Genomic DNA, 25,819 nt, shown 5'->3' on the forward strand with positions numbered 1-25,819 from the left:
GGTGGCCGTTTCGGCGATACGATGCAGTTTATCGGCAGTGATTGTGTATTTTTCTACTATTACTTATGATAAAGGGAACTTTATAGTAAGTCATAGTATCCTATTACACTATCTCTTGCGATAAACGACGCTTTATCATAAATCATAGTGTAAATTTCTACTATCTTTTGCGATAAACCGCCCGTTATCTTAAATCATAGTATCTTATTACACTATCTCTTGTGATAAAGGACACTCTATCATAAGTCATAGTCCCTTTTTTACTATCATTTGCGATTAATGCCGATTTCTATTATTATTAGTCATAAGGAATAAGGAAAGTCCTACCTTGCTGCGTCTAACCACGCGGATAGAGGCAAAAGACATGTCAAAATGACATGTCTTTTTACGTTATTAATAATATTTAACTTAATAAATTATAATTTAAATAACTCGTACAGTAAGTATTAAAATACCTACTATACGAGTCATTTCTACTCTATCTCTAAATTCTCTTTATACTTTCTCTCTGCTTCTTTTAGACTTTCTTCGAATACCATAATCCGTCTTCCATAGTTTCTCCAGTACCCTCTAATTGAATACGTTCAACATTACGGCGTGCACCATTATACTTTGTACCAATATCTTGGATATCCGCCATTTTTAAGTCTGTTCTCACGTTATTCCCTAGTGTGTCTAAAATTGAATTAATTCTCGTAATTGATCCTGCAGATAATAACTTATCTCCTAAAGCTTCTACAACTAATTGTTGACGCTCTTGTCGACCAAAGTCACCACCAGACCCGTCCTGATAACGACTTCTTGTAAATGCAAGTGCCTCTTCACCATACATATCATACGGTAATCCTTCAACATAAGAATTACCTTTGACCTCAAACGTTGAGTTACTTACTACTGTAACCCCACCAACAATATCTATTAAATCTTTTAAACCATCCATATTAATACTCACATAATGGTCGATTGGCACATTCATTAGATTCTCAATTGAGTCTTTTGCCATTTGTGAACCGCCGTAAGCATATGCGTGGTTAATTTTTTCTACTGAATCATTACCTACAATCTCTGTACTTGTATCACGTGGGATACTAACCATCACTGTTTTATTAGTGTTTGGGTTTACTGATAAAATCATAATTGAGTCCGAACGCTCACCTAAGTCATCACGTGATTCGTCAGAGTTCACACCAAATAATGCGATTGAGATTGGATTTTTCTTATCAACACGTCAGCTGAACACAATTACTATAGAAAATAAGATTAAGCAGAGTATGTCAAGACGTGAGAATTGCGTAGATATTTCACCGATGGAGAATTTTCTTTAGATTAGTTAAACAAGAAATTTATTATGATGTTACTTACATATAAAAGTATTAAAAAATTAATACGAAGATTAGAAGAATATGTTGATTGGTACAACAAGAGAAGAATTAAAGAAAAGTTAAATGGCCTGTCTCCTGTTCAATTCAAGGAACAAGCCATATAAGAAATTCTCGGACAATTAATGTCCAGGTTTAAGGGTTCAGAACAAAAATGAAATATACAATAGAGCATTATTTTAATAAATTCTCTATCATAATAGCTATTTTTTCAGAAGATTGATTTAAATTTAAATTATAGTACTTAGACGGTAAGTCTATAAGAAGCTCATTTTGTATAAGCCTTACTAAATCCTCTTCATTTTTACACACTATTGGAGAGAAGTCATTAATCATATCTTTATAAACACCTCTAGTTACTGTGTATTTGTGATAGTCATTGATAAATAAATAAAAAGGTTTATTTATATGAATAGCATCGAATATTATTGATGAATAATCCGTTATTACAATATCTGAAATAAGCAGTAATTCTTGGGTTTCCATGAAATCTTTTGCCTCTATGAGTCTATGATCACGCGATAAATTTTTAGACATTTCGAGATTATGTGATTTATTAATTATAATATATTCCGATCCTAATCTATTTAACACCTTTGGACCATTCAGTAAGTATGTCAAATCAATATCATTTATGTTCTTTTTATAATTATAATCTCTCCAAGTTGGGGCGTATAATATAATTTTTTTATCAATAGGAATATTATATTTTAATTTTATTTCTCTTTTTAGTAAATCATTTCTACAGTTTTGAATTAAATACTCATTTCTAGGATATCCTAGTTTCTTTATTTTTTGTTTACTAATATCAAAAGCAGATGAAAACTTATTATTAGCAACTTCCGTATCAGCCAGTAATAAATCCCATCTCTCAATATCATATTTCATTCTAACTTTATGATAAGGATTTAAACTGATAAGGTTCGATTCATGAGAATCAAAAAGCAATTTTTTAAATGGTGTACCATGCCATAATTGAATCCAAGTCTGTCCTTCTCTTTTTTTAAAAGCCTTAGGTATCCAAGATTCAGCTATTAAAATTTTACAGGTTCCCAATATTTCCCAAAATTCTTGACTTCTCGGAGTAATTCTATGTTCACTAGGAACTCTCATATCATCAGTAACAAATTTCAGACTTTCTCCAGAATACTTATCTTTTAGAAACTCAAATAAGTATCTAGAGTTCCCAGTATATCTATAATCAAATCCTATCATTAGAATAATATTCTTTATATTTTGATTTTCTATATTACGTATATAACGTATCTTTTTATTTCTTCTATATTTATGTACTGCTCTACGTGTATTATAGATAAGTGGTTGGGTGTAGTAATTGTTATCCAATTTATTCTTTAAAGTTTTAATTTTATATTCTCTATTTTTAATCTTGTTTTGATGTTTTTTCGACCGGCTATTAAAGTAATTGATTTTACCCTTCTTATACATTTTATGTATTTTTAAAAGCCTCTTAACATCTCCATTAGGAATAAGATTACTATTAAAGATAAGATTATTATATGCGCTTAGCCCATACGGTATATACATTTTTTTATTGTAATTATAAACTATTTCTAATACTTCCTTCAAAAACTTCTTTCTAATATTTCTTTTGTTTGGAATTCTTTTTTCTGCATATATTAGGGACCTCCCTATAACATATCTTGTGAAATGATAAGGGGTCTCCACATTTCTATATCCATCACTAAATAAATCGTAAGATGCAGAAATTGCTTTTTTGAAGGACACATAGTGTTCCATAGTGTCTGAATTCGTTTTTGTAATTGAATTACCATGTACTCTTACTTTATAAAGTATATTCGATATTCTAGGGACTCGTTGGGCTCTTAAAGATCTCTTTACGAAAAACTCAAAATCTTCGTAAATGTAACCTTCTCCATAATATATTTGATTATTCTTTAAAAAACTCGTTTTGTAAAGACTATGTACTGTAAAATATGAACCGGATCTAAGTAATAATTCGCATCCTTTTTCTCGTAACACTGAAAATTTATCATAAGGTTCTGGTGATGAATACACAGTTTTTTTACTATCATCTTCATAAAAAGCCCAATCATAGTGAACAAAACTATTTACTTCATACTGAAACAACTCATTATAAGCTAACTCTAGTGTATTAGCCATTAGAAAATCATCAGAATCTAAAAATTGTATTGCTTTACCAGTCGCTAAGTTAATACCTTGATTTCTACGTGTTCCAGGACCTAGATTTTTCCCATCATCTAACAACCTGAAATTTATATTTTTCATAGAATTATTTAGAATATATTTCTTAACATATTCAACAGAGTTATCCGTAGACCCATCATTAATAATTATAACTTCTATACTACCCTTAAATGATTGATTCACAACAGAGTCAAGTGTTTCATATATATATTTCTCTGCATTATACAGGGGAATTATAACCGTAACATCCATTTTAGTATCACCTTTTCAAAATTCTCTTTAACGTTCTTTTTACTAAAGATTTACTTGTTATTTCTATATTTATATTTTTACTAGAGTTTATTATAATGAATTTTTGATCAAATAATGATTCAAATATATTTAAATGAACCATGAAAACTTTATTTATAGTATTTTTTTTATTAAATAATGGTTCAATATAATACTCCTCATTTATTAGATTAGCAACTTGATTAGTTAAAAATTTTGTTCTCTTATACACCTGATAATCTGAGTCTATTTTTTCAATTTCTTTTGAAAAAGAAAAATATAATTTTTGTCTCAAAAAATCATATTTCTGTCCATAAACTTTAATCTCTGACTTATTTAATTCAGTATTATATTCCAGTTCTTTTAATTTAAATAGTATGGACTTATAAAAATACGAAGTTCTTAAATTTTCTATAACATCAGTATCTATATAATTAAAGATTTGTTTTGAAGCATATAAAAAATCAGAATCTTGTTTTATATAATCTTTATTAATTAAATCACTATTTGATTTAATAATGAACTGAAGGTAATGACTAGCAATTAAGAATTGTATATAATCAATAACTTTTCCATATAAATCAATGGACTTTATTACTAATTCTCGATAATTTTTTTCTATATGATATTTATATCTCTTTTCATCATTCCAACTTTGTATAGTTAACGAATTATGGGGATCACGATTGTAGTAATAAACAGATTCTTTAAGTAACCCATACTTTTTTTTCTCTAAAAGAATAGAGTTAATTAATTTCGCATCTTCCCAAAAAGATATCTCTTCATCGAAACGAAATTTTTCCTCTAAAAAAAGAGCACTTCTAAAAACTACTCCTCCCATATGATAATGAATCATTTCTGGAGCGTTAATTATGTTAACTTTATGCGACATATTATTAAATCTAAAATTTAAATTATGATCTTCTAATACATTATTAGTAAGTTTTTCTATCCTGCAAATTGCTAAATCCACATCTTTATAATCTCTTAAAAATTGAATACCATCGCTAAGAAAATTTTTAGAGATCAAATCAGAATCATCAATAAAGGTTATGTATTTTGATTTTTTAGATATATTTTGAATTCCTGTATTTCGTGCTGAACTGACCCCTCTATTATCTTGGTTAATAACCTTAATGTTGCCATTTGTTTTTAACTCATTTAAAATCTGTAGACTGCTATCAGTACTACCATCATTTACTACAATTAACTCGTAATTCAAGTGGGTTGCACTCTCAATTATATTTGTTATAGTTTTCCTAATAGTCTTTTCTCCATTAAATGTCGGTACAATTATAGAAATCATATTATTCCTTCCTGTTTTTAAAGTTTATGATTAAATGTATATCGTGAATTAACCCAAACCCTAGTGTCAGATAAAATTCCATAAAACCAAACATTCTTACCAATCATCACAGTTCTTGTAACATAAAAAGGATTGTTTTTAAATTTTGACAAATCTTTATGTACAATTTCACTACCTCCACCCCAAGGTGCTGATAGTGCATAGCTTTCTCCAGTTAAAGAAACCTTAAATTGATCATAACTAATATCTTTATATTCTAAATAAGTTAAATCTTTTTTCTTAACCCATCCAACTACTTCATACTTAAAACTTTCCATTTTACTTAATTGAAAATATACTTCATTATTTATTATTGCTTGTTTTTTTACGTAATACACTTTTTTTAAATATGTTTTTGATAGCTCAAATGAATTTGGTTCACTAATATTTTTATAAATTTTAGTATCACCGCTTTTGAAATGGCATAAGTAGCTAGTTAATTCAAAACGCACTTCATGTTTTTTTTTCAACCAATCATAGTTTTCTTGAAGTGGATAATATAATCTAATATTTGGATTGTCTAATCTTTTATAAACTGTCGCATTGGTGACCATTTCTAGATACTCTTTTTTTTCATAGGCATTAAGTTTCTTCCAAAATTCAGAAAATTGTTTGTAATAATGTATAACTTCTTTTGTTTTCCCAATAGATTTAATTCTTCCAACTTCTAGCCACAGGATTTTATCACAAAACTTTTCAATTTGTGATAATGAATGGCTTACAAAAATCATGGATTTACCTTTATGCTTATATTGCTCTAACCTGTTTAAAGCCTTACTTGTAAAAGCACTGTCACCAACTGACAGTGCCTCATCAATTATGTAAAGATCTGGTTCTAGAGAGATCGATATTGAAAATCCTAACTTTGCTTTCATTCCACTAGAATATAGCTTAACCGGTTGGTCGATAAAATCATTCAACTCTGAAAATTCAATAATCTTAGGCTCTAGTTCTTTTATTTTCTTTTTTGTTAACCCCAGCATTAAACATTTTAATTCAATATTTTCTCTGCCTGTTAATTCACCATTTAAACCCGCAGATATACTTAATATAGAGGAGGAACCGTTAATTTTTATAGTTCCTCTAGTTTGATTTCCAAGTCCTGCTATTATATTCGATAATGTTGACTTACCCGAGCCGTTAATACCAACGATGCCTATACTTTCGCCCTTTTTTAAATCAAAATTAATACCATTTAATGCTAAAAATTTTTTAGTATTAACTTTTGCTCCCAGTAAAGATTTTAATTTATGTTTATTATTTGTGTATAATTCATACTCTTTAATAATATCTCTTACTTCTAATATATTATCATCCATTTTATGAAACATTCTCCATTTCTATATATACAAGATATACTAGAGAGTAAATTATTCTAACTCTAGATTCTCAATATATTCATTAGAGATTTCTTCTAGATTATTTTCATCCGGTAAGAAATACCATAATCCATCATCTAGAGTTTCGCCTGCACCCTCTAATTGAAGACCTTCAACATTACGACGTGCACCATTATATTTTGTTCCAATATCCTGAATATTAGACATTGTTAAGTCTGTTTTTACATTATGGCCTAATGTATCTAAAATTGAGTTAATTCTCGTAATTGAACTCGCAGATAATAACTTATCTCCTAAAGCTTCTATAACTAATTGTTGGCGCTCTTGTCTGCCAAAATCACCACCAGAACCATTTTCATAACGACTTCTTATAAATGCAAGTGCTTCTTCACCATACATATCATACGGTAATCCTTCAACATAAGAATTACCTTTGACCTCAAACGTTGAGTTACTTACTACTGTAACCCCACCAACAATATCTATTAAATCTTTTAACCCATCCATATTAATACTCACATAATGGTCGATTGGCACATTCATTAGATTCTCAATTGAGTCTTTTGCCATCTGTGGACCTCCATAAGCATATGCGTGGTTAATTTTTTCTACACTATCATTACCTACAATCTCCGCACGTGTATCACGCGGAATACTAACCATCACTGTTTTATTAGTGTTTGGGTTTACTGAGAGGATCATAATCGAGTCAGAACGTTCACCTAGCCCTTCACGAGTTTCATCAGAATCAATCCCAAATAGCGCAATAGATATAGGATCTTTGTCATCAACATTTACATCTTCTCTTCTTAGTTTAGATGGTTGCCTTTCTTCCGCACCATCATTAATCGTTGCACCTAGTTGATTTAATTTATAAAAAGTAAAACCTGCAAAAGTGACTCCTGCAATAATAACTAAAAGAAAACTCATAAATAGTATTTTAAGCCATATAGGCATCCCTTTTTTATGAGCTCTTTGTTTTCTTAATTTCTGTGGATGATTTACCATAAGAATTCCTTTCTCACTTTAGATGAATTAAAATGTTTTTCAATATTTTTATCATAAGAAAATAACATTCAGCAGCTTTTAAGCTCGATTCTACAAGCAAGTAAATATCTATATTAAATCGGACTTGTAACAGATTATTATTTTATAAAATGTATGAATAATATTAGAAGTTAAAGCTTTATTAAATTATATTTATCATTGTTATCTAATACTCATATTTAAACTATCTTTTAAGGATTAAAGCTATTATGTGATGTATTTTGTTAAATTAAAAACATCCAAAATCAATTTTAAACATTAAGAATAATTATATCATTTTAAATATAAGTTAACAATGTACTAATTTTTCAATCGAATATATCTTTTCTTCGAAAAACTTTTACTATCTTTATCATAATTAGTTCACATTTTTATTTAACTAATCTTATAAAAGCGACTAACTCTCTAGTCAGTCGCTTTCACTCTTTCATCGTTTAGATCATAAAATTTACGTTTAACGATTTTTCCTTTATTGTTTCCTACTTCTACAACACTGTTCTCTTTTACTTTTGATGTATCAACGAGTGCAAATCCAATATATTGCTCTACTGTGTAACCGTAGATGACACGAATGACTTTTCCCACTTTCTCTTCATTAAACGTAATTGGTGTGTCACTTTTAATATACTGATCAACAAGTAATCCTTTTACTTCATTTGGTGAACGCGTCTCTTTTTTATGGTCATTTAGAATTTTTTCTTTACCGATAAAATCTTTACTCCAGTCGACGGTCCAACCTAGACCCGCTTCATGGGGTGTTAAACCTTTAATATCTTCTAAAAGAATATATCCTTTTTCCATTGGAATACTGTCGTGATATATATTTGTTGTGACTTCCGTTAGATTGTATTTCTCTCCAGCTGTTTTAAGGCGACCAATAAACTCATCCTTAAATTCAGGTCGTACATATACTTCGTAACCGAGTTCCCCAGTAAATCCTGCACGCATGATTTCAACTGTTTCATCTGAAACTTTATACTCCCGAACGTGAAATCTTTTTAAATCGTCGATAGTTTCATTTATCAGCTCATTCACTAAATCACGTGATTTTGGCCCTTGTATTGTGATCATACGATTTTGATGTTTCACATTTTTAATTGTTACTTTAAAATCATTTTTATGAGATTCTAACCACTCAATCATTTTTTCTCCACGTAACGTTGAAACGTGGAATGTATCTTCATTTTTACGAATAATGATGACGTCGTCTATAATTCCGCCACTCTCATCAAGCATTGTTGTATAGACGTTATCATCTACATTTAAGTCGTAAACATCGTTTACAAAAATATAATCTAGAAATTTTGCAGCATCTTCGCCGCTCACTTCTATTAAATCGTGCGTATATTCATGAAAACCGACATTATTTCTTATTGCTTCATGCTCTAAACGGCGTCTTTCATCATTTTTTAGCATGTAACATCGACTCTCCTAAATAATTCACAATATCCATTGCAGTCATTGCTTCAACTGCTTTGAATTTACTTACGTATTCTGCAGTATACCCGTGCATAAAAACTGCACTATGAATCGCATCAATTAAATTTTCATAGCGATTTGAAAAACCTAAAATCATCCCCGCTAATACATCCCCTGATCCTCCTTTAGAAAGACCGGTGTTTCCTCTATTTAAAACTGTTGTATTTGTTGGTGATGAAACTATTGTTTCACTTCCCTTTAATACAACATAGACATTATTTTCTTCAGCGAATCTTTTGGCAACTTCTTTTTGGTTATTAATAACTTCTTGAATATTCACACCTAAAATACGTGCCATTTCACCAAAATGCGGTGTGATAATTGTTGGTGCTGTTCTTTCTCTTATATATTTAAGTAGTGGCTTCACATGTGTCAGACCATCAGCATCAATAACTAATATGCCTTTAAATTTTTGAATCAGAGTTTTTAAATAATCTTCTTCAAAATCTCCAAGTCCTGGTCCAATCAAAATGCTGTCGAGACCTTCATAAAAATCTTCTAAATTATCTTCACGATTATAAAGCATCGCTTCAGGGACATGCACTCCGAGAATAGAAAAATTTTCGTTCGGTATATTAGCTGTCGTAAGACCCGCACCGCTTCTAACAGCAGCTTTCGTAGCAAGGACTGAAGCACCAGGCATATGAATACTACCCGCAATTATTCCCACTTTACCAAAAGTTCCTTTGTAAGAATTTTGATCTCTTTTTGGCCATAATTCTACGACATCTTTTAGTTCAAATTTATTCATATTAAACCTCTAACCGCTTCACTGTAATTTCTCCGATAGATTTCGCACATATGAGTAACGCTTGTTCATTGATCTCAAATTTTGGATGGTGGTTTGGGTATGCTACCTCTACGCCTTCTGGTTTTGCACCGACGTTAATATATGTCCCTGGTGCTTTTTGTAAATAATATGCAAAGTCTTCAGATCCTGTGAGTGGTTCTGTCACTTGTACGTCTGTTAAATAATCTCCGATACTATTTTTCAGTAACTCTCTGACGTACTCTGATTCTTCTGGATGGTTATATAATACTGGGAAATGGAAGTCGTAGTTTAAGTCACACTCCACATCAAACGCGACTTCTAACCCTTTCACCATATCTTTAAATCGTTCATAGACAAATTCTTTATTTTCTTCTTGTAAATAGCGGACAGTTCCGCGTAATGTTACTTTGTCTTGAACGACGTTATAACCGCCTGTTGCGTCCTCTAAAGAAGTAATTGAAATGACCGTCATATCTAACGGGTTCATGTTTCTAGAAACTATCGTTTGAATGTTTGTAATAAAATAACTCGCGGCGACGAGTGCGTCTCTCGTTTTATGTGGAAGTCCACCGTGACCACCGCTTCCTTGAATGACTAAATCAAAGTTTGAGCATCCTGCCATCGCATTGCCTGTCGCAAATTGTATAACACCTGTGTCAAACATTGGGAATACGTGCGCCCCGTAAACTTCGTCAAGATCATCTAAAATCCCAGATTCTACGATAGATTTCGCACCACCAGGTGGCACTTCTTCCGCGTGCTGATGAATAATTTTAATCGTACCGTTCCATTCATCTCTTAACTCATAGAGAGATTCTGCAAGTATAAGTATATATGCGGTATGCGCGTCGTGACCACACGCATGCATAACGCCTTCGTTTTTAGATTTAAATGGTACATCTGCTTCTTCAGTCACTGGTAACGCATCAAAATCTGCACGAAGTCCAATTGTTTTACCTTCGTTTTTACCTTTAATTTCAGTGATAATACCGTAACCATTTCCAACGTTAGTAGTAACTTTTACATCTTTATCTTTATAAAAATCTTCAATAAATTGTGCTGTTTTTTCTTCTTTAAAAGATAATTCAGGGTACTCATGTAAATGACGTCTAATTTCAATCATTTTACTTTCTTTTTCTTCGAGCTTTTTAAATAATTTTTCTTTAACACTCATTTCAATCCCCACTTTTATTTCATTATTAGTTACACTCTTTTAAAACATCAAAAATGGATGCATTAATAATCGCAATTCCTGGTTGGTAAGGCATGACAAGACCAGATACCATTACTTCTTCCCACGGATATTCATCCATCGTAAATAGAATTTCACCCGCTTCAATTTTCTTAATAAACGCATGACGTTCTTCGTCTTCCATCGTTTCTAATATTAGTTTTAAAACGTCTCTATTTGTTAAGTGCTTACTAATCATATTAATTAATTGTGATCTTGTTGTTGTATCGTCAAATTCTAAGTTTAAATAACTCGCAATCATATATAACTGCTCTTCTCGAGTGAGCATATTGTAATACTCGATAATTGGGTAATCAAATAAGTTTACTGCCGTTGTATACTCTGCATGATTTAAGTCAACATTTTTAAGGTTGATATCTTCTCTCACTGTTGGTAGTTCGATTTGTCTTCCAAAGCTACGTAAAATACCGTCAATAACCTCTTCATGAATGACCCCTTCATCTTCACCAATAAACAATAGATGGTGGTTAAACGTAAGATATGGGTATTTGTCTAAATCAAATGGTACAACTTGTACGTTTGACTCATGATGGAAGTTTGAAAACCGTGTAATTAGTTCAATTTCATCTGGTGTCAGTGACTCTGAAAGTATTGATAAGTACTGATAACTCATAGCTTCTTCGATTTTTTCATCGATTAATTTATATAGATTCGTACCTTTTTCTCCTACTTTTTCTAGATGAATATCGGTGAGGTACATTTTATAAAAGTTTGCTAAATCCATGTATTTCAATCCTTTACATTAGTAAATAGTGGACGTTCTTGATGTATAAGTTTTGATAAGTGTGTATTAATTGCGGTTAGTGGATATCGTTCTCTATAGTTACGTTTACGTGCTTTTGTATAGATTGATGAATAGTTCGGATGTTCTTTATGATGTAACACTTCTAGCATAGATAATACATCATCCACTGTTCCAACATTATCTATAGGTGCTTCACCTGAATAACTAACGACTGTCGGTGAGAAATAATCTGTCGTTACGGTTTTATTAAGGATGCCCTCAACTATATAATTTTCTGAACTATTATAGTTAAATGTAAATTGTTTATGTTTCGTTAGTAAACCATCGACTTGTATTAGGTCTGATTGAAGACCTTCTTGATGTTCATGTATTGTAAACTCACCGATTTGAATCGTATTTTTATTATTTTCCCATATAAAACTTGATTTAATGATTTGAATCAATTCATAAAAATTTAATCGTGTCGGTATGACTACTTTACGCTGAATCGTCGGGATATTTTTAACTGTGAGTGATAATTCATAGCCATTATAATATTTACTCTTTTCAATGGCGGTGATATTAGAAAAGTTAATCGTTTGTATCGTTTTTAAAATATCCTCATGCATGACTAAATAATCACGATGGACCGGAACTAAAATACCGAGTGCTTTTGCTTCATACCACATCGTTTTGTTTTCATAAATATAAATTTCATTGTCTACGTTATGTTTTATAAGTGACAGTATCTCATTTGGTAATAAACTTAACGCGTGAGTCAGATGCTCTTTAGTCGTTAAATAATGAATCACATTTTCAATATAACTATCTTTATAAGATCCATAGTCTGTAATATTTAATTTACTAATAATTCGTCTTAACTCTCGAGTTGTTAAATTATCGTATAGCCATATTTTACTACCAGTATATATTGGTTTTAACTTATAAATATCTCTTGGTGCAGAAATGTCTTTATCTTCTAACATCGTTTTTACTTGACTCATTAAACCTTCAGAAAGAAGTGCATCATGAATGGGCTTGATAATATCCTCATGTACTAAAGTTCCATTAGATGTTTCAATTCCATATTGAAATTCTTTTAAAGATGTCAGTAAGTCATTATCTTTAATGACATAAATATTATCTTCAGGCACGTCTTGAACTAAACGCTCGATCCATTTAATCTCAGGCAAAGAAAATGTATGAACGAGTTGTTTAATTTCTTTACCCTCTTTTAGCTGAGTGAGTTTAAATTCTATAAAATCATCTAATGTATCAAAATCTCTGTCATACCAAATTAACGCACGGTATAAAATATCATTTTTATAGTATGTATCAAAAAAAGTACGTAAATCCATAGAATCACCACCACTATTGTTATGTCTATATTATCACTATCCATTTAAAAGATAAAAAAAGAACCTAACTGTTAAGTTAGGTTCGAATTATTTAACGGAATTTTTTAATTTCTCCAGTTTCTTCTAAGTACTCTGGATAATCATGTAGCCAGAACTGTGCATTTTTAGCATCTTCTTCTTTTGGTTCGTATAAAATATACTGACTGTCTTTTTCTTTTAATTGTTTTGTATAGTCTTTATACGTTCTAAGTGCTGGCTTAAATAATATCCAAATGCCGATTAAGTTTAGCCATGCCATTAATCCGACGCCTAGGTCACCGAGGTCCCAAGCAAGTTCAGCTGATTTAACTGCTCCGTAGAACGTTGCAAGTATTAACGCAACTCTTAATACGTTCATGAGTAGTTTTCGTTTACCGGACGACATTCGTCTCGTTAAGTATGAAACGTTCGTCTCACCCATATATGAGTACGCTAATATTGTTGTAAATGCAAAGAAGAATAATGCGATCGCAATAAATTGTGATCCAATTCCAGCAAATGTTGGGTCAAAGACGTAATCTTTACCTTCAAACGCTTTGTCTACACCTGCTTGTACGTACATTGCTGTACCTGAATAGTCTCTATCTCCACCAGGCATTTCAATGTAGATGTCGTCACTGTAAAGCATACTTGGACGACCGTTTTCTAGTGTTGTGCCGTCAGTTGTGTTATATGTACCTGATAGTAAGATAATTAATGCTGTTGCTGTACATACGAATAACGTATCAACGTACACTGAGAATGATTGTACGAAACCTTGTTTTGCTGGGTGTGATACTTCCGCCGCCGCTGCTGCGTGTGGACCACTACCTTGACCGGCTTCGTTAGAGTAAACTCCACGTTTTACCCCGATTTCAATCATCGCACCAAAAATACCACCGAACGTTGCTTCCATGTTAAATGCCGCTTTGAAAATTGTTGCAAACATCGCTGGTACTTCAGTAATGTTAATAACGATAATAATTAACGCCATTAAAATATAGCCAAGTGCCATAAACGGTACAATTGTTGACGCTACTTTAGAAATTGACTTAACGCCTCCAAAGATAATTAAACCTAAGAGAATCGCCAGTCCTAAACCAACGACCCAATACGGGATTCCCCAAGCATTATGGAAACTTGATGCAATCGCGTTCGATTGTACTCCAGGCATTAATAATCCCATCGCAATAACCGTTACTACTGCGAAAATAAAACCAAATATTTTACCAAACTTTCCGCCGATCCCGTATTCCATATAATACGCTGGACCTCCGCGGAATTCACCATCTTCTTCTCGTTTGTATAATTGGCCGAGCACACTTTCAATATAAGCTGTGGCCGCACCTAAAATCGCAGTTACCCACATCCAAAATATCGCACCAGGTCCTCCGATAAAGATCGCAGTAGATACACCAACGATATTACCAGTACCTACACGTCCGGCAAGTGATAATGCGACAGACTGGAAAGTAGAGATTCCACGATCTGATTTTTCACCTTTAACCATAAGCTTAATCATTTCACGTATGTAACGCACTTGGAAAAATCGAAGCATAAACGTGAATAAAATTCCGGTTAAAAGTAACCCGATAACTAAAACTGGACTCCAGACAATATTGATGAGTATGTCAACTGCCCGTTCCATGAAAAAACCTCCTTATATTTTCAAAACATAGTTAGTCTTAAATATATTGTACAAAAATTCACTAACTTTTCAAACTAAATATACAAAAAGACTAGGAAACTCCTAGTCTTTAAAATGAATTAGCTTTTATTCTTTTTGTAATTATTAAACATATCAATTTCACCTGTACGCTCTAAGCGTTCTGGATAATCTTTGTGCCAGAATACTGCAGTCGGCACCTCATCTTTAGATGGTGAATATAGAGCATAGTTACCAGAACCTTTTTCTTTCATTTGATGCTCATAATCTTTAAGTGCCCGAATTGCTGGCTTAAATAAGAACCATATACTGATTAAGTTTAGCCAAGCCATCGTACCGACACCTAAGTCCCCTAAGTCCCAAGCAAGTTCTGCGGCACGAATTGTACCAAATACTGTCGCAAAGATTAAAAGTAATCTAATGACATTTATAAATAATTTCGTTCCGCTATCACTCATATTCCGCGTTAAGTATGTGATATTTGTTTCTCCCATGTATGAGTACGCTAAAATTGTCGTAAATGCAAAGAAGAATAATGCAACCGCAATGAATTTAGAACCGACACCTGCAAATGTTGGATCAAATACATATGATGCGCCTTCAAAAGCCTTATCTACTCCTGCTTGGACATACATTGCCGTACCTGAATAGTCTCTAGAACCATCTGGTGACTGAATGTAAACATCTCCACTATAAAGTAAACCTGGACGACCGTCTTCAACTGTCGTTCCATCAGTTGTATTATACGTTCCTGATAAAAGAATAATTAACGCTGTTGCTGTACATACAAATAAAGTATCAATGTATACTGAGAACGCTTGAACCAATCCTTGCTTTGCAGGGTGTGATACCTCTGCTGCTGATGCTGCGTGAGGTCCTGTTCCTTGTCCTGCTTCGTTAGAATAAAGTCCACGTTTTACCCCAATTTCGATCATCGCACCTAAAATACCACCAAACGTTGCTTCTAAATTAAATGCTGATTTAAAGATTAATGCGATCATCGCTGGTACTTCAGAAATGTTGATGACGATAATAACGATTGCCATTAAAATGTAAAGAATCGCCATAAACGGAACGATTGCTGTCGCTACGTTTGCGATAGATTTTAATCCTCCGAATACGATTAAGGCAAGTAAAATCGCAAGTACAACACCGACTATCCAGTGCGGGATACCCCATGCGTTATGTAAACTCGACGCGATTGCGTTAGATTGAACCCCTGGAAGTAATAATCCAGTTGCGATAACGGTTACAATCGCAAATAAAATACCTAAAATTTTACCAAATTTGTTATTAATACCGTACTCCATGTAGTACGCTGGTCCCCCGCGGTATTCTCCGCGTTCTTCACGTTTATAAATTTGGCCAAGTGTCGATTCAATATAAGCAGTACTCGCACCTAAAAATGCTGTTGCCCACATCCAAAAGACTGCACCTGGACCCCCGATAAATATTGCTGTAGAAACCCCAACGATGTTACCAGTTCCTACACGTCCAGCAAGTGACAGTGAAAGTGCTTGGAAACTCGTTATCCCCTTTGGTGAAGTTTCTCCTTTAAACATTAAACGAATCATTTCTTTAAAATGACGTAATTGAAACACTTTTAACAGTAATGTAAATGTAATACCTGTAATTAAAAGTCCGTAAACAAGAACTGGACTCCACACGATGTCTGAAAGAAATCCGACGATATTATCTAAAATACTCATGTGTATCCCCCTTTTAATGTTATTAATTTTATTATAGATTTATTTGAAAGCCTTTACAATTGTTTTAATAAAATTTTTAAAATAAAAAAGCAGAGTTTTAATAAACTCTGCTTGTAGATGTGTTCGTTAATTATTCTTCTGGCAACTCTGAAATGCCAATGTTTGTCATTTCGTATGGGTTTAAAACATGATCAAGTTGATTTTTCGTTAAAATACTATGCTCTAAAATTAACTCTCTCACACCTTTACCAGTGAGTAGTGCTTCTTTTACGATTTCTGATGACTGTTTGTACCCAATATGTGGTACGCACGCTGTAATTACACCAAGAGATTCATTTACATAGTTTTCCATTACTTCTTTGTTCGGTGTAATTCCAGCAACACAATATTCGGTGAATGCTTTAAAGCCGTTATGCATTACGTCAATCGACTGTAATAAGTTATAAACTAATACAGGTCCCATAACGTTTAACTCAAACTGCCCCGCTTCAGATGCAAGCGACACTGTTAAATCATTCCCGTACACTTGAAACGCGACTTGGTTAATCATTTCTGGCATAACTGGATTTACTTTACCTGGCATAATTGATGATCCTGGTTGACGGCCTGGAAGTTTAATTTCATATAACCCAGCTTTTGGTCCTGATGCCATCATACGAATGTCGTTTGCGATTTTAGACATGTTCGTCATCATAATTTTTAAATCCGCAGATACTTCAACGTACGCATCGGTAAACTGTGTGGCGTCAACTAAGTTTTCAGATGAAACTAAATCGTAGCCTGAAATATTGCTGAGTTCTTCAACGACGTGTTCGATATACTCGACGCTCGCATTTAACCCTGTACCAACCGCAGTCGCTCCGATATTAATTTCTTTTAAATCGTCTAATGAACGTTCAATTCGTTTTCTATCGCGACCAATGACACGTGCATATGCACCGAACTCTTGACCGAGACGAATCGGAATCGCATCTTGTAAATGCGTACGCCCCATTTTAATATAACCATCAAACTCAATTGACTTCTCTTTAAATGCCTCTTGCATTGTGTCAATCACTTCTAATAACGCTTCAGCACGCATCAGAATGGCTAAGTGAATCGCTGTTGGTACTGCATCGTTTGTTGACTGAGCCATGTTGACGTGGTTATTCGGTGAAATATAGTCATAATCACCTTTTTCTCTACCGAGAATCTCTAACGCACGGTTCGCGATTACTTCATTTGCGTTCATATTCATAGATGTCCCTGCGCCGCCTTGGATACTATCAACGATAAATTCTTTCACATGTTTTCCGTCAATAATTTCTTCAGCTGCTTGTACAATCGCATTCTTTTTATCTTCTTCTAAGTAACCGACTTTAAAGTTTGCAATCGCTGCTGCTTTTTTAACCATGCCTAGTGCACGTATTAGATCTTTGTTTAACGGGTGGCCAGTAATTGGGAAGTTCTCTTTTGCACGAAGTGATTGTACTCCGTAGTACGCATCGTTTGATATTTCCTTTTCACCAAGAAAGTCAGATTCTATTCTTGTATGTTGAGTCATCATTTACCCTCACCTTATTTTAATATCATTCCGTCGATATCTTTTTTAAATTCGTTTAATACAATTGGCCCTTCTTCTGCTGCAAATAACGCGTCTTCAATACGAACACCGCCGTATTCTGGAATGTAAATACCTGGTTCTATTGTAATGACGTTACCTTCGTTTAATTCGTCATGGTTATTGTCGTCTACTGACGGTCTTTCGTGTAAATCATGACCAAGCCCATGGCCAACGCGATGCGTAAAGTATTCACCATAACCATCCGCTTCAATGACGTCACGTGATGCTTTATCGATTTGACTGAACGTTGTACCGATTGTTGATGCTTTAATACCTGCTAAGTTAGCATTTAGTACTGAATTGTAGATTTCACGTTGTTTGTCATCTGGTTCACCGATGAAAAATGTTCGCGTCATATCTGAAACATAGTTATCTTTAGACACGATTCCAAAATCGATCAGTAAAAAGTCACCTTTTTTAATGACACGGTCTCCTGGTTCACCGTGCGGAAGTGCAGACTTGTCACCCGCAAGAACTGTTGGACCAAATGAAGGACCCACTGCGCCGCGTTTTTTAAATTGTTCAACTAAGAAATCTGCGATTTCTGTTTCAGTTTTACCTTCAACAGTAATGTTATATAACTCACTCAGTGCATCTTCAGTAACTTTAACTGCTTCTTTTAATTTTTCTAAATCATCTTCTTCTTTTACACCACGAAGTTTATTTACAGTGTTTGAGATATCTTTAATATCTGTATCATCATACTTTTCAACGAGACGCTTATAACGCTCATACGTTAGATGATCGCCTTCAACACCGACTGTTTTTCCTTCAGGAATTTTGTCAAAGATATATTGAAACGCATCTTCACCATCTTCATGGGGAGATAAATGATTTACAGTACCATCTTTTTTAATTGTCTCTTCGTCTAATTTCGGGTAAACAATTGTTGATTCTTTTTTGTCTTTGTCGATAACGACTGCGAGTAATCTTTCATGTGGGTCTAGTTTTGCACCTGTAAAGTAAAATACGTTCATTGGATTTGTAATGAGTGCATAATCTGTGTCTAATATGTCTAATAATTCTTTAGCTTTTAAATTCATTATCATTCTCCTATTATAAATATTTGTTAAACCATTCTGTCATATATTCGAGTCGTTTCACTCTTAAGTGTGGCGCACCTGTTCTAGAAAGGTTATGGTCAGCATCCGGGAAGCGAACGAATTCAGCTGTCTTTTTACGGTATTTTAATTCGATATAAAACTGTTCTGCTTGCTCAATTGGGCATCTAAAGTCGTATTCACTGTGTAAAATAAGTAGAGGTGTTTCAACATTATCCACGTATTTTAACGGTGAATGATGCCATAATTTTTCAATGTCATTCAGGCCTGCTTGAATTTGCCAATCTGTAAAGTAATATCCAATATCAGATACCCCTCTAAAGCTAATCCAGTTTGAAATCGAACGCTGTGTAACTGCTGCTTTAAAGCGGTTCGTATGACCAACAATCCAGTTCGTCATAAACCCACCGTAACTTCCACCTGTGACACCGAGTTTATCTTCATCGATAAAGTCATATACCTCTAACGCATAATCTACTGATGCCATAATATCTTTATAGTCCGTATTCCCGTAGTCTCCGCGTACGTGGTCGACAAATTTTTGAGAATAGCTATGTGATCCGCGTGGATTTGTAAATAGTACCGCATAACCAAGACCTGCCAGTACTTGCATTTCGTGGAAAAACGTATGTGCGTAAAATGCATGTGGTCCACCGTGAATGTTTACGACGAGTGGATATTTCTCATTTTCTTTAAAGTCAGCTGGTTTCATAAACCATCCGTGAATTTCCTCATCGTCAAAACTACCAAAGCGAATGGATTCAGGTGTTACAATTTTACGCGACTCTATATATTCACTGTTTTCTTCAGTGAGTTGCGTTAATTGATTTGTATTTAAATCAAAAACATATAACTCACTCGGTGATATTGGTGTTGAAATCGTTAAGTATACTTTATCGTCATATGCGTCCATACCAAAAATATTGTGCTCACTTTGTAGAAGCGGCTGAACTTCAGCATCCACATTTCCTTTATAAAGATTTACCGCACCGTCTTCAGAAAGTAAAAACACGAACTCACGATTTGAAATCCAAGAGAACACTTTCGTCTCTTCTGACTGCTGGACATCTTGGACTACTGCAGATCCTGCTGGACGGTCGAGTTTTCCTGTAACGTCTGTTAATTTAAATGTTTCTAAATCTAAGATTTCAATTGTTAAATGTGCTGCGTTTTTATAGTTAAAGTCTGACGTTAACAGGAGTGCATGTTTTTCATCTTCTGAAACTTCTACGTCGTATACTGACTTGTTCTGAAGCGCGACTGCTTTTTCTTTTACGTATAATGTGTTTGTAAAGTTAAAGTCTGCATCGTCACTTTCATTTGTCGTGTAAATAAACCCGTCTGTTAACTCACTGAGAAGTGTATAATCCGCACTTCCGGAGAGAACGGTTTCAACTTCACGCGACTCTATATCTATTTTTTTAACTACCTGATGGGATTCTTCTTTATAACCAAATGGTCCAGGCAGTCCGTCTGACTTATACTTCATATTTGTAATGTGTACTGGTTGTTTTTTATCGTTCGTTTTGTCGTCGTCTTTGTTTTCTTCTTTAACATTTACATGATAAAACACAGACGTTCCATCGTTAGAAAACATCGGATTTGAAACACCGTCTGTTTCATTTGTTAACTGCTCACGCTCACCGCCTGTTCGTCTAAGTAAAAAGATTTGCGGCTTATCGTTATCTCCTTTAGCAACAAATAACGTTAAATTACCGTCATTTGAGTGCGCAACTTGAGAAACCCTTTCGTTATCAAATGTAAGTTGTTTTAAACCGTACGCATTCGCTTCATGTAAATGCGTCACGTATTTATTTTCTTTTTCATCTAAATGTGTGACGTAATACGTCGCACTATTTTCTTCTTTAATAACTTTTGGTGCGCTTACTGATTTGATGTGAAAAATATCGTCTATTGAAACGTGCTTCATACACTTCGCCCCTTTTAAATAGATTTTATCACTTTTTAATTGGTCTTTTGAAGAAATCGCTTATACATTAAAAATAAAATAAGCGGAATACTAAATATGCTAAGTAACACACCTGTTGGCAATTGGACAGGTAAAAGAATCGTGCGTGCGAGTGTATCGACAATCGCAAGCATAATAGCCCCGTATAACCCAGATAATATAAATAATTCTTTTGATTTTCGCGGATGAATATACTGAATCATCTGTGGAATAATAATACCAATAAATCCAATAACCCCCGTAAAACTTAATAAAACAAGTGATGGAATAGACATCGCGATAAGTACTTTTAACCTGAGTTTCGTTACATCTACACCAAGACTAAACGCACGAAGCTCTCCTAACGTCAGTAAATCTAAATCTTTTGCTGATTTAAATAATACGATTAAACTCATAATGAAACATACTAAAACGAGCAGTATATATTCATATTTACTTCCTGAAAAGCTTCCAAACATAAATTGGACCACTGATTTTGTTTTTGTTGGATCAATCATAATTATGATATATAAAATTCCACTAAGTAATGTTGAAAATAAGACTCCCGTAATGACTAACGTTTGTGGCTGTAACGTTGAATCAATTTGTTTTGCGATAAATAACACTAAAAATAAAGAGAATATCCCTGAAATGACTCCAAACAGGGGAATTAAAAATATCGATGCACTCATATAAATCGCAATTGCCGCACCAATGACCGCACCATTTGCCATACCGAGTGTAAAACTATCTGCCATTTTGTTATTCAGTAAAATTTGAAACGCCGCGCCACTCACGGAAAGGACTGCTCCCCCGAGAGCTGCAAATAATATTCTCGGAAGTCGAATAGAGTAGACGATATTTAAATGGCCTTCAAATATATTAATCGTCCCGATGATTAAAGACGTGAGTATTACTCCGATGAGTATACTCACGAGTCCTATATATTTTTTATTCATGAATACATTCCGCTACAGACTTTACTCCTGAAATAATACGCGGGCCTGGTCGAGATATTTCGTCGACATCTGGATTGCACTGTTTGTTTTTATCAGTAAATGACATGTTGTTAAATCCTTTTTCGTTTTGAATCATGTCATTTAACTCCGTATCATTCATACCGATGGCTGATATTAAATATTCAGGGTTTCTATCGATAATTTCTTCGATATCAACAAGTGGGAAACCGTCAATATCGTTAAATACATTATCGATTTTAACGTCCGCGAGCATACTGTCCATGAAAGTATCGTTACCTGCAACGTAAACATCCGGTGCTGGAGAAATTAACACAAATGCTGAAGTTGCATTTTTGTCTTTAAACGTATCGACAAGCGATTGGTAATCTCTTTTCATGTTTTCAACGAGTGCGTTACTTTCATCTATGACATTTAAAAATTCACCAATATCTTCAATTGTTTTATATACACCGTCGATATCTAAAGCGTCATCAACAACTAAAAGTTCAGCATCTGTTGCGTCAACGACTTGATCGATTTCTGCTTTTGTCATTTCATTAATCGATTCATGAGAGATAATGTGTGTCGGATTTAATTCAATAATTGTTTCAGGTTCTAAATTAAACGTATCAATTCTCTCAATGTCACTCTCATTTAGTGACTCTGGATATGTATCAACCGTCGTAACACCAACTAGATTATCTGTCCCAATTAACTCACTCACTATTTCAGTGTTACTCGGAATGAGTGATACGATACGCATATCACTCTCTGTATTTTGGCTACAAGCACTTAAAATAAGCACAGCCATTATTAAAACTAAGCGTTTCATAAATTCAACCTCACAATGATTATTTTCATCTTCAATCATACTATAAATTTTAGTACGTATTATATTTATTCGTAACCAATGAATCTCTTAAATATTTTAAGTATAAAAAACACCGAGCACATGCTCGGTGTCTAATTACATTGATTGTGGTGCATCAACACCGACAATTGTCAGTGCATTTTCAATTGTTTGACGTACTGCTTCAATCATTAATAAGTACGCATATGTTTTTTCTTCATCTTCGCCGAGCACTTTTTCTTGGTTATAAAATTTATGGAATTCTGATGCGAGTGTTTCGACGTAGTTTGTAATTCTATGGTTTGCACGTGCTTTTGCCGCACTTTCAACTGTACGTTTAAAGTTACCGACGTGTTTTAGTAACTCGAGTGCTTGCGGATGCGTAATGACGTCGAGTGATTTACTTCTATCGAGTGTAAATCCAGCTTCATTAGCTTGTCTTAAAATACTACAAATTCTCGCGTGTGCATACTGAACATAGTAGACCGGATTCTCACTAGACTCTGATAATGCTAAGTCTAAATCAAAGTCAAACGGTGTGTCCGCACTACGCATTGCTAAGAAGTAACGTGCTGCGTCAACGCCAATTAAGTCCATTAGTTCTCTTAACGTCACTGCATTTCCTGTACGCTTACTCATCTTCACTTCTTCGCCGTCTTTAATTAAACGAACCATTTGCATAATTTCAATTTGTAATTTTTCTGGATCTTCTCCAAGAGCCCCGATCGATGCTTTTAGACGGTTAATATAACCGTGGTGATCTGCACCAAATAAATCAATTAATAAATCATATCCACGGTCAAGTTTATCGTAGTGATACGCAATATCTGGCATAAAGTACGTGTACGTACCATCTGTTTTTCTTAACACGCGGTCTTTATCGTCTTTCCAGTCTGTCGTTCTTAGCCATAATGCGTCGTCTGCTTCGTACGTATGACCGTTATTTGTCATAATATCTAATGCTTTTTCAACTTCACCTTTTTCATAAAGTGTCGTTTCACTAAACCAGTTGTCAAAGTTTACGCGATACTCTTTTAAGTCTTCTTTTAATTGCGCCATTTCATATTCAACACCGAGCGTTCTAAATTTAGAAATACGCGTATCTTCATCTAAATCTTTATATTCTGGGTGTTCTTTAGCGAGTCTTTCACCAATTTTTTTTATATCTTCACCACGATAGCCATCTTCAGGCATTTCTAGTTCTTCACCGAGTGCTTCAAAATATCTCGCGTTAATTGATAATGCGAGGTTATAAATTTGGTTACCTGCGTCGTTAATATAATATTCACGCGTCACACTATATCCAGCAAAGTCTAAAATATTTGCGAGCGTATCACCAACTGCTGCGTTTCTTGCGTGCCCGATGTGAAGTGATCCAGTTGGGTTTGCTGAAACGAATTCAAGTAACACTTTCTCTTCGTTACTGTCACTTCTACCGTAATTCTCTTTCTTATCGAGCACTTCGTCGATAATTTTAGTGAGTGATGCTTCATTCATTTTAAAGTTGATAAAACCTGGTCCAGCGATGTCAATTTCTCGAATGTCGCCGGCTTCTTTATCGATATGATTGACGATTTCTTGAGCGATTTCTCTCGGATTACGTTTTAATACGCGCGTCAATGCCATCGCGATGTTTGTTGAAAAATCGCCGTTTGACTTATCTTTAGGGATTTCAATTTTAATTTGTGGAATATCTTCTACAAGACCTGATTCTTTTAGTGCTGATTCAATAACTTTTACTAAGTTTTCTTTTAAATCCATGTTACTCCTCTTTCTTTAAATGATATTCATAAGACCCGAGTAGTTCGTCGGCTTCATATAATTTATAGCGAATATATATTTCTTCATCTTTTAATTGAATGTCTGTCGTATAAATGTTGAATCGGTGACGACCAGCGACTGTTTCGTAGACTGTATCTGTGTTTACACCTTCAACGAATTTAAAATTCATCGTCATCGGTCCTTTACGCATAATTCGGACGACATTTTCTTCAATGCTTAAAACAACTGAAACAGTTTCGTCTTGCATCGTTTCATCGTACTTTAAATACGTCCGGTTACCTTTTTCAATCCTCTCTACTTGAACACGTTGAGAGAATTTTTCGTTATTATGTTTTGATTGAATCGTCTGTTTTAATTGATACAAAACTTGCCACCACCATAATGTGTAATTATAACATAATTTGGTTACGATTCTTTTTTACAAGAACTTTTTATAAAATAAAAAAGGCAGAGCAAAAGCTCTACCTTTAGTGTCTTAGTTATCTGATATAACTATTTTTTATTGTACCTTTTCTCTCAAAATTAAGCAAATAGAAATTAATAATTATACATTTAAGTATTCGTGGAGTTCTGTTGAGTTTTCCCACGCGACTTGATCTCTTTCTTTTAAAAATTTAATGAGAGATGCTTTTGTTTTATCGTCTAATTCTTCTAGACGATAGCGACCTTTCATTGCGTGATCAAGACTATTGACATGCTCGTGCATCATTTTATATCCGAGGCGACGACGTCCCACCTTATTTGTCATGAAATAGCAACTCGTCACACCGCTATAATACACACCGCGGTCGTCTTTATCGAGTGCCATCCAAATAAGATTATAATCTTTACGCTCACCATCTTCTTCTAAGACTTCGTCCATATTTGTAAACCACTTCACTGCTTTTTCAGGTTTCGCACGTCCATGTAGTCCACCCATATCGACGAATGGTTTTTGTTCTGTTAACTCAATATATACTGGCGCAACATCTTCTATAATCATCGCACCTTTATGGCCATCTAATTCATCATTTTTAATAATATTAAACTGAAATCCTGGTTTCTTTGACACAATACGCCCTCCTAAACAT

21 protein-coding genes are annotated in these 25,819 nt (G+C 33.9%); 1 reads left to right on the top strand and 20 read right to left on the bottom strand.

The genetic code is table 11. From position 1 onward, the window contains the following. Positions 1 to 517: 517 nt before the first annotated feature. On the bottom strand, positions 518 to 1,186 hold the full coding sequence (locus KPF49_RS07045; RefSeq protein ID WP_246562726.1) for an LCP family protein: 669 nt from the start codon (positions 1,184 to 1,186) through the stop codon (positions 518 to 520). A gap of 162 nt (positions 1,187 to 1,348) precedes the next feature. Between KPF49_RS07045 and KPF49_RS07050 the strand changes: the two genes are divergently transcribed. Then, complete coding sequence (locus tag KPF49_RS07050; protein ID WP_219490104.1) at positions 1,349 to 1,486, top strand: IS3 family transposase; 138 nt, start codon at positions 1,349 to 1,351, stop codon at positions 1,484 to 1,486. A 67-nt stretch (positions 1,487 to 1,553) separates the two neighbouring features. Here the strand turns inward: KPF49_RS07050 and KPF49_RS07055 are convergent, their stop codons facing one another. From KPF49_RS07055 to KPF49_RS07145, 19 genes are all read right to left on the bottom strand, one after another. Then, the gene (locus KPF49_RS07055; RefSeq protein WP_183673767.1) at positions 1,554 to 3,818 is read right to left on the bottom strand and encodes a bifunctional glycosyltransferase/CDP-glycerol:glycerophosphate glycerophosphotransferase; all 2,265 of its coding nucleotides are present in this window, start codon (positions 3,816 to 3,818) and stop codon (positions 1,554 to 1,556) included. Between the two features lie 7 nt (positions 3,819 to 3,825). After that, positions 3,826 to 5,142 (bottom strand): glycosyltransferase family 2 protein, encoded by a 1,317-nt coding sequence (locus KPF49_RS07060; protein ID WP_183673765.1) that lies wholly within the window; start codon positions 5,140 to 5,142, stop codon positions 3,826 to 3,828. Positions 5,143 to 5,159: 17 nt separating this feature from the next. After that, the gene (locus KPF49_RS07065; RefSeq protein ID WP_183673763.1) at positions 5,160 to 6,500 is read right to left on the bottom strand and encodes an ABC transporter ATP-binding protein; all 1,341 of its coding nucleotides are present in this window, start codon (positions 6,498 to 6,500) and stop codon (positions 5,160 to 5,162) included. Between the two features lie 51 nt (positions 6,501 to 6,551). Next, entirely contained in the window at positions 6,552 to 7,529 is a 978-nt protein-coding gene (locus KPF49_RS07070) for an LCP family glycopolymer transferase (RefSeq protein WP_246562728.1), read from the bottom strand. A 444-nt stretch (positions 7,530 to 7,973) separates the two neighbouring features. Then, positions 7,974 to 8,984, bottom strand: a complete 1,011-nt coding sequence (locus KPF49_RS07075) for an aminomethyl transferase family protein (RefSeq protein ID WP_183673758.1) — start codon at positions 8,982 to 8,984, stop codon at positions 7,974 to 7,976. Continuing rightward, positions 8,971 to 9,798 carry an NAD(P)H-hydrate dehydratase gene (locus tag KPF49_RS07080; protein WP_183673756.1) on the bottom strand — a complete coding sequence of 276 codons (828 nt, stop codon included), beginning with the start codon at positions 9,796 to 9,798 and terminating at the stop codon, positions 8,971 to 8,973. The genes KPF49_RS07075 and KPF49_RS07080 overlap by 14 nt, the downstream gene beginning before the upstream one ends. 1 nt (position 9,799) lies before the next feature. Beyond that, positions 9,800 to 10,993: an amidohydrolase gene (locus KPF49_RS07085; protein ID WP_183673754.1), complete on the bottom strand. Its 1,194-nt coding sequence runs from the start codon at positions 10,991 to 10,993 to the stop codon at positions 9,800 to 9,802. Between the two features lie 25 nt (positions 10,994 to 11,018). Continuing rightward, on the bottom strand, positions 11,019 to 11,795 hold the full coding sequence (locus KPF49_RS07090; RefSeq protein ID WP_183673752.1) for a hypothetical protein: 777 nt from the start codon (positions 11,793 to 11,795) through the stop codon (positions 11,019 to 11,021). Between the two features lie 5 nt (positions 11,796 to 11,800). Next, complete coding sequence (locus KPF49_RS07095) at positions 11,801 to 13,153, bottom strand: IS1096 element passenger TnpR family protein (protein WP_183673750.1); 1,353 nt, start codon at positions 13,151 to 13,153, stop codon at positions 11,801 to 11,803. 91 nt (positions 13,154 to 13,244) lie between these two features. Next, complete coding sequence (locus tag KPF49_RS07100) at positions 13,245 to 14,819, bottom strand: alanine/glycine:cation symporter family protein (RefSeq protein WP_183673749.1); 1,575 nt, start codon at positions 14,817 to 14,819, stop codon at positions 13,245 to 13,247. A 119-nt stretch (positions 14,820 to 14,938) separates the two neighbouring features. Next, positions 14,939 to 16,540 (bottom strand): alanine/glycine:cation symporter family protein, encoded by a 1,602-nt coding sequence (locus tag KPF49_RS07105; RefSeq protein ID WP_183673979.1) that lies wholly within the window; start codon positions 16,538 to 16,540, stop codon positions 14,939 to 14,941. A 136-nt stretch (positions 16,541 to 16,676) separates the two neighbouring features. Then, positions 16,677 to 18,092: an aspartate ammonia-lyase gene (locus tag KPF49_RS07110; RefSeq protein ID WP_183673747.1), complete on the bottom strand. Its 1,416-nt coding sequence runs from the start codon at positions 18,090 to 18,092 to the stop codon at positions 16,677 to 16,679. Between the two features lie 11 nt (positions 18,093 to 18,103). Then, a complete protein-coding gene (locus KPF49_RS07115) occupies positions 18,104 to 19,192 on the bottom strand; it encodes a M24 family metallopeptidase (protein WP_246562730.1) in 1,089 nt (362 codons plus the stop codon). Between the two features lie 13 nt (positions 19,193 to 19,205). Next, on the bottom strand, positions 19,206 to 21,140 hold the full coding sequence (locus KPF49_RS07120) for a S9 family peptidase (RefSeq protein ID WP_183673743.1): 1,935 nt from the start codon (positions 21,138 to 21,140) through the stop codon (positions 19,206 to 19,208). Positions 21,141 to 21,175: 35 nt separating this feature from the next. After that, on the bottom strand, positions 21,176 to 22,117 hold the full coding sequence (locus KPF49_RS07125) for a FecCD family ABC transporter permease (RefSeq protein ID WP_183673742.1): 942 nt from the start codon (positions 22,115 to 22,117) through the stop codon (positions 21,176 to 21,178). After that, on the bottom strand, positions 22,110 to 22,949 hold the full coding sequence (locus KPF49_RS07130) for a helical backbone metal receptor (RefSeq protein ID WP_219490107.1): 840 nt from the start codon (positions 22,947 to 22,949) through the stop codon (positions 22,110 to 22,112). The genes KPF49_RS07125 and KPF49_RS07130 overlap by 8 nt, the downstream gene beginning before the upstream one ends. A gap of 135 nt (positions 22,950 to 23,084) precedes the next feature. Further along, complete coding sequence (gene argS / locus KPF49_RS07135; protein WP_183673739.1) at positions 23,085 to 24,728, bottom strand: arginine--tRNA ligase; 1,644 nt, start codon at positions 24,726 to 24,728, stop codon at positions 23,085 to 23,087. Between the two features lies 1 nt (position 24,729). Continuing rightward, on the bottom strand, positions 24,730 to 25,113 hold the full coding sequence (locus KPF49_RS07140; protein ID WP_183673737.1) for a YwiB family protein: 384 nt from the start codon (positions 25,111 to 25,113) through the stop codon (positions 24,730 to 24,732). A gap of 180 nt (positions 25,114 to 25,293) precedes the next feature. Continuing rightward, the gene (locus tag KPF49_RS07145; RefSeq protein ID WP_183673736.1) at positions 25,294 to 25,800 is read right to left on the bottom strand and encodes a YwhD family protein; all 507 of its coding nucleotides are present in this window, start codon (positions 25,798 to 25,800) and stop codon (positions 25,294 to 25,296) included. Positions 25,801 to 25,819 lie beyond the last annotated feature (19 nt).

It is taken from the genome of Nosocomiicoccus ampullae (genome assembly GCF_019357495.1).
Classification (GTDB): Bacteria; Bacillota; Bacilli; order Staphylococcales; family Salinicoccaceae; genus Nosocomiicoccus; species Nosocomiicoccus ampullae.

Coding starts and splice junctions, on each gene's coding strand:
- KPF49_RS07100 (WP_183673749.1), bottom strand. CDS start 14,819: ATGGAACGGGCAGTTGACATACTCATCAATATTGTCTGGAGTCCAGTT.
- KPF49_RS07075 (WP_183673758.1), bottom strand. CDS start 8,984: ATGCTAAAAAATGATGAAAGACGCCGTTTAGAGCATGAAGCAATAAGA.
- KPF49_RS07090 (WP_183673752.1), bottom strand. CDS start 11,795: ATGGATTTAGCAAACTTTTATAAAATGTACCTCACCGATATTCATCTA.
- KPF49_RS07055 (WP_183673767.1), bottom strand. CDS start 3,818: ATGGATGTTACGGTTATAATTCCCCTGTATAATGCAGAGAAATATATA.
- KPF49_RS07125 (WP_183673742.1), bottom strand. CDS start 22,117: ATGAATAAAAAATATATAGGACTCGTGAGTATACTCATCGGAGTAATA.
- KPF49_RS07065 (WP_183673763.1), bottom strand. CDS start 6,500: ATGGATGATAATATATTAGAAGTAAGAGATATTATTAAAGAGTATGAA.
- argS (WP_183673739.1), bottom strand. CDS start 24,728: ATGGATTTAAAAGAAAACTTAGTAAAAGTTATTGAATCAGCACTAAAA.
- KPF49_RS07080 (WP_183673756.1), bottom strand. CDS start 9,798: ATGAATAAATTTGAACTAAAAGATGTCGTAGAATTATGGCCAAAAAGA.
- KPF49_RS07110 (WP_183673747.1), bottom strand. CDS start 18,092: ATGATGACTCAACATACAAGAATAGAATCTGACTTTCTTGGTGAAAAG.
- KPF49_RS07095 (WP_183673750.1), bottom strand. CDS start 13,153: ATGGATTTACGTACTTTTTTTGATACATACTATAAAAATGATATTTTA.
- KPF49_RS07060 (WP_183673765.1), bottom strand. CDS start 5,142: ATGATTTCTATAATTGTACCGACATTTAATGGAGAAAAGACTATTAGG.
- KPF49_RS07120 (WP_183673743.1), bottom strand. CDS start 21,140: ATGAAGCACGTTTCAATAGACGATATTTTTCACATCAAATCAGTAAGC.
- KPF49_RS07115 (WP_246562730.1), bottom strand. CDS start 19,192: ATGAATTTAAAAGCTAAAGAATTATTAGACATATTAGACACAGATTAT.
- KPF49_RS07050 (WP_219490104.1), top strand. CDS start 1,349: ATGATGTTACTTACATATAAAAGTATTAAAAAATTAATACGAAGATTA.
- KPF49_RS07130 (WP_219490107.1), bottom strand. CDS start 22,949: ATGAAACGCTTAGTTTTAATAATGGCTGTGCTTATTTTAAGTGCTTGT.
- KPF49_RS07085 (WP_183673754.1), bottom strand. CDS start 10,993: ATGAGTGTTAAAGAAAAATTATTTAAAAAGCTCGAAGAAAAAGAAAGT.
- KPF49_RS07070 (WP_246562728.1), bottom strand. CDS start 7,529: ATGGTAAATCATCCACAGAAATTAAGAAAACAAAGAGCTCATAAAAAA.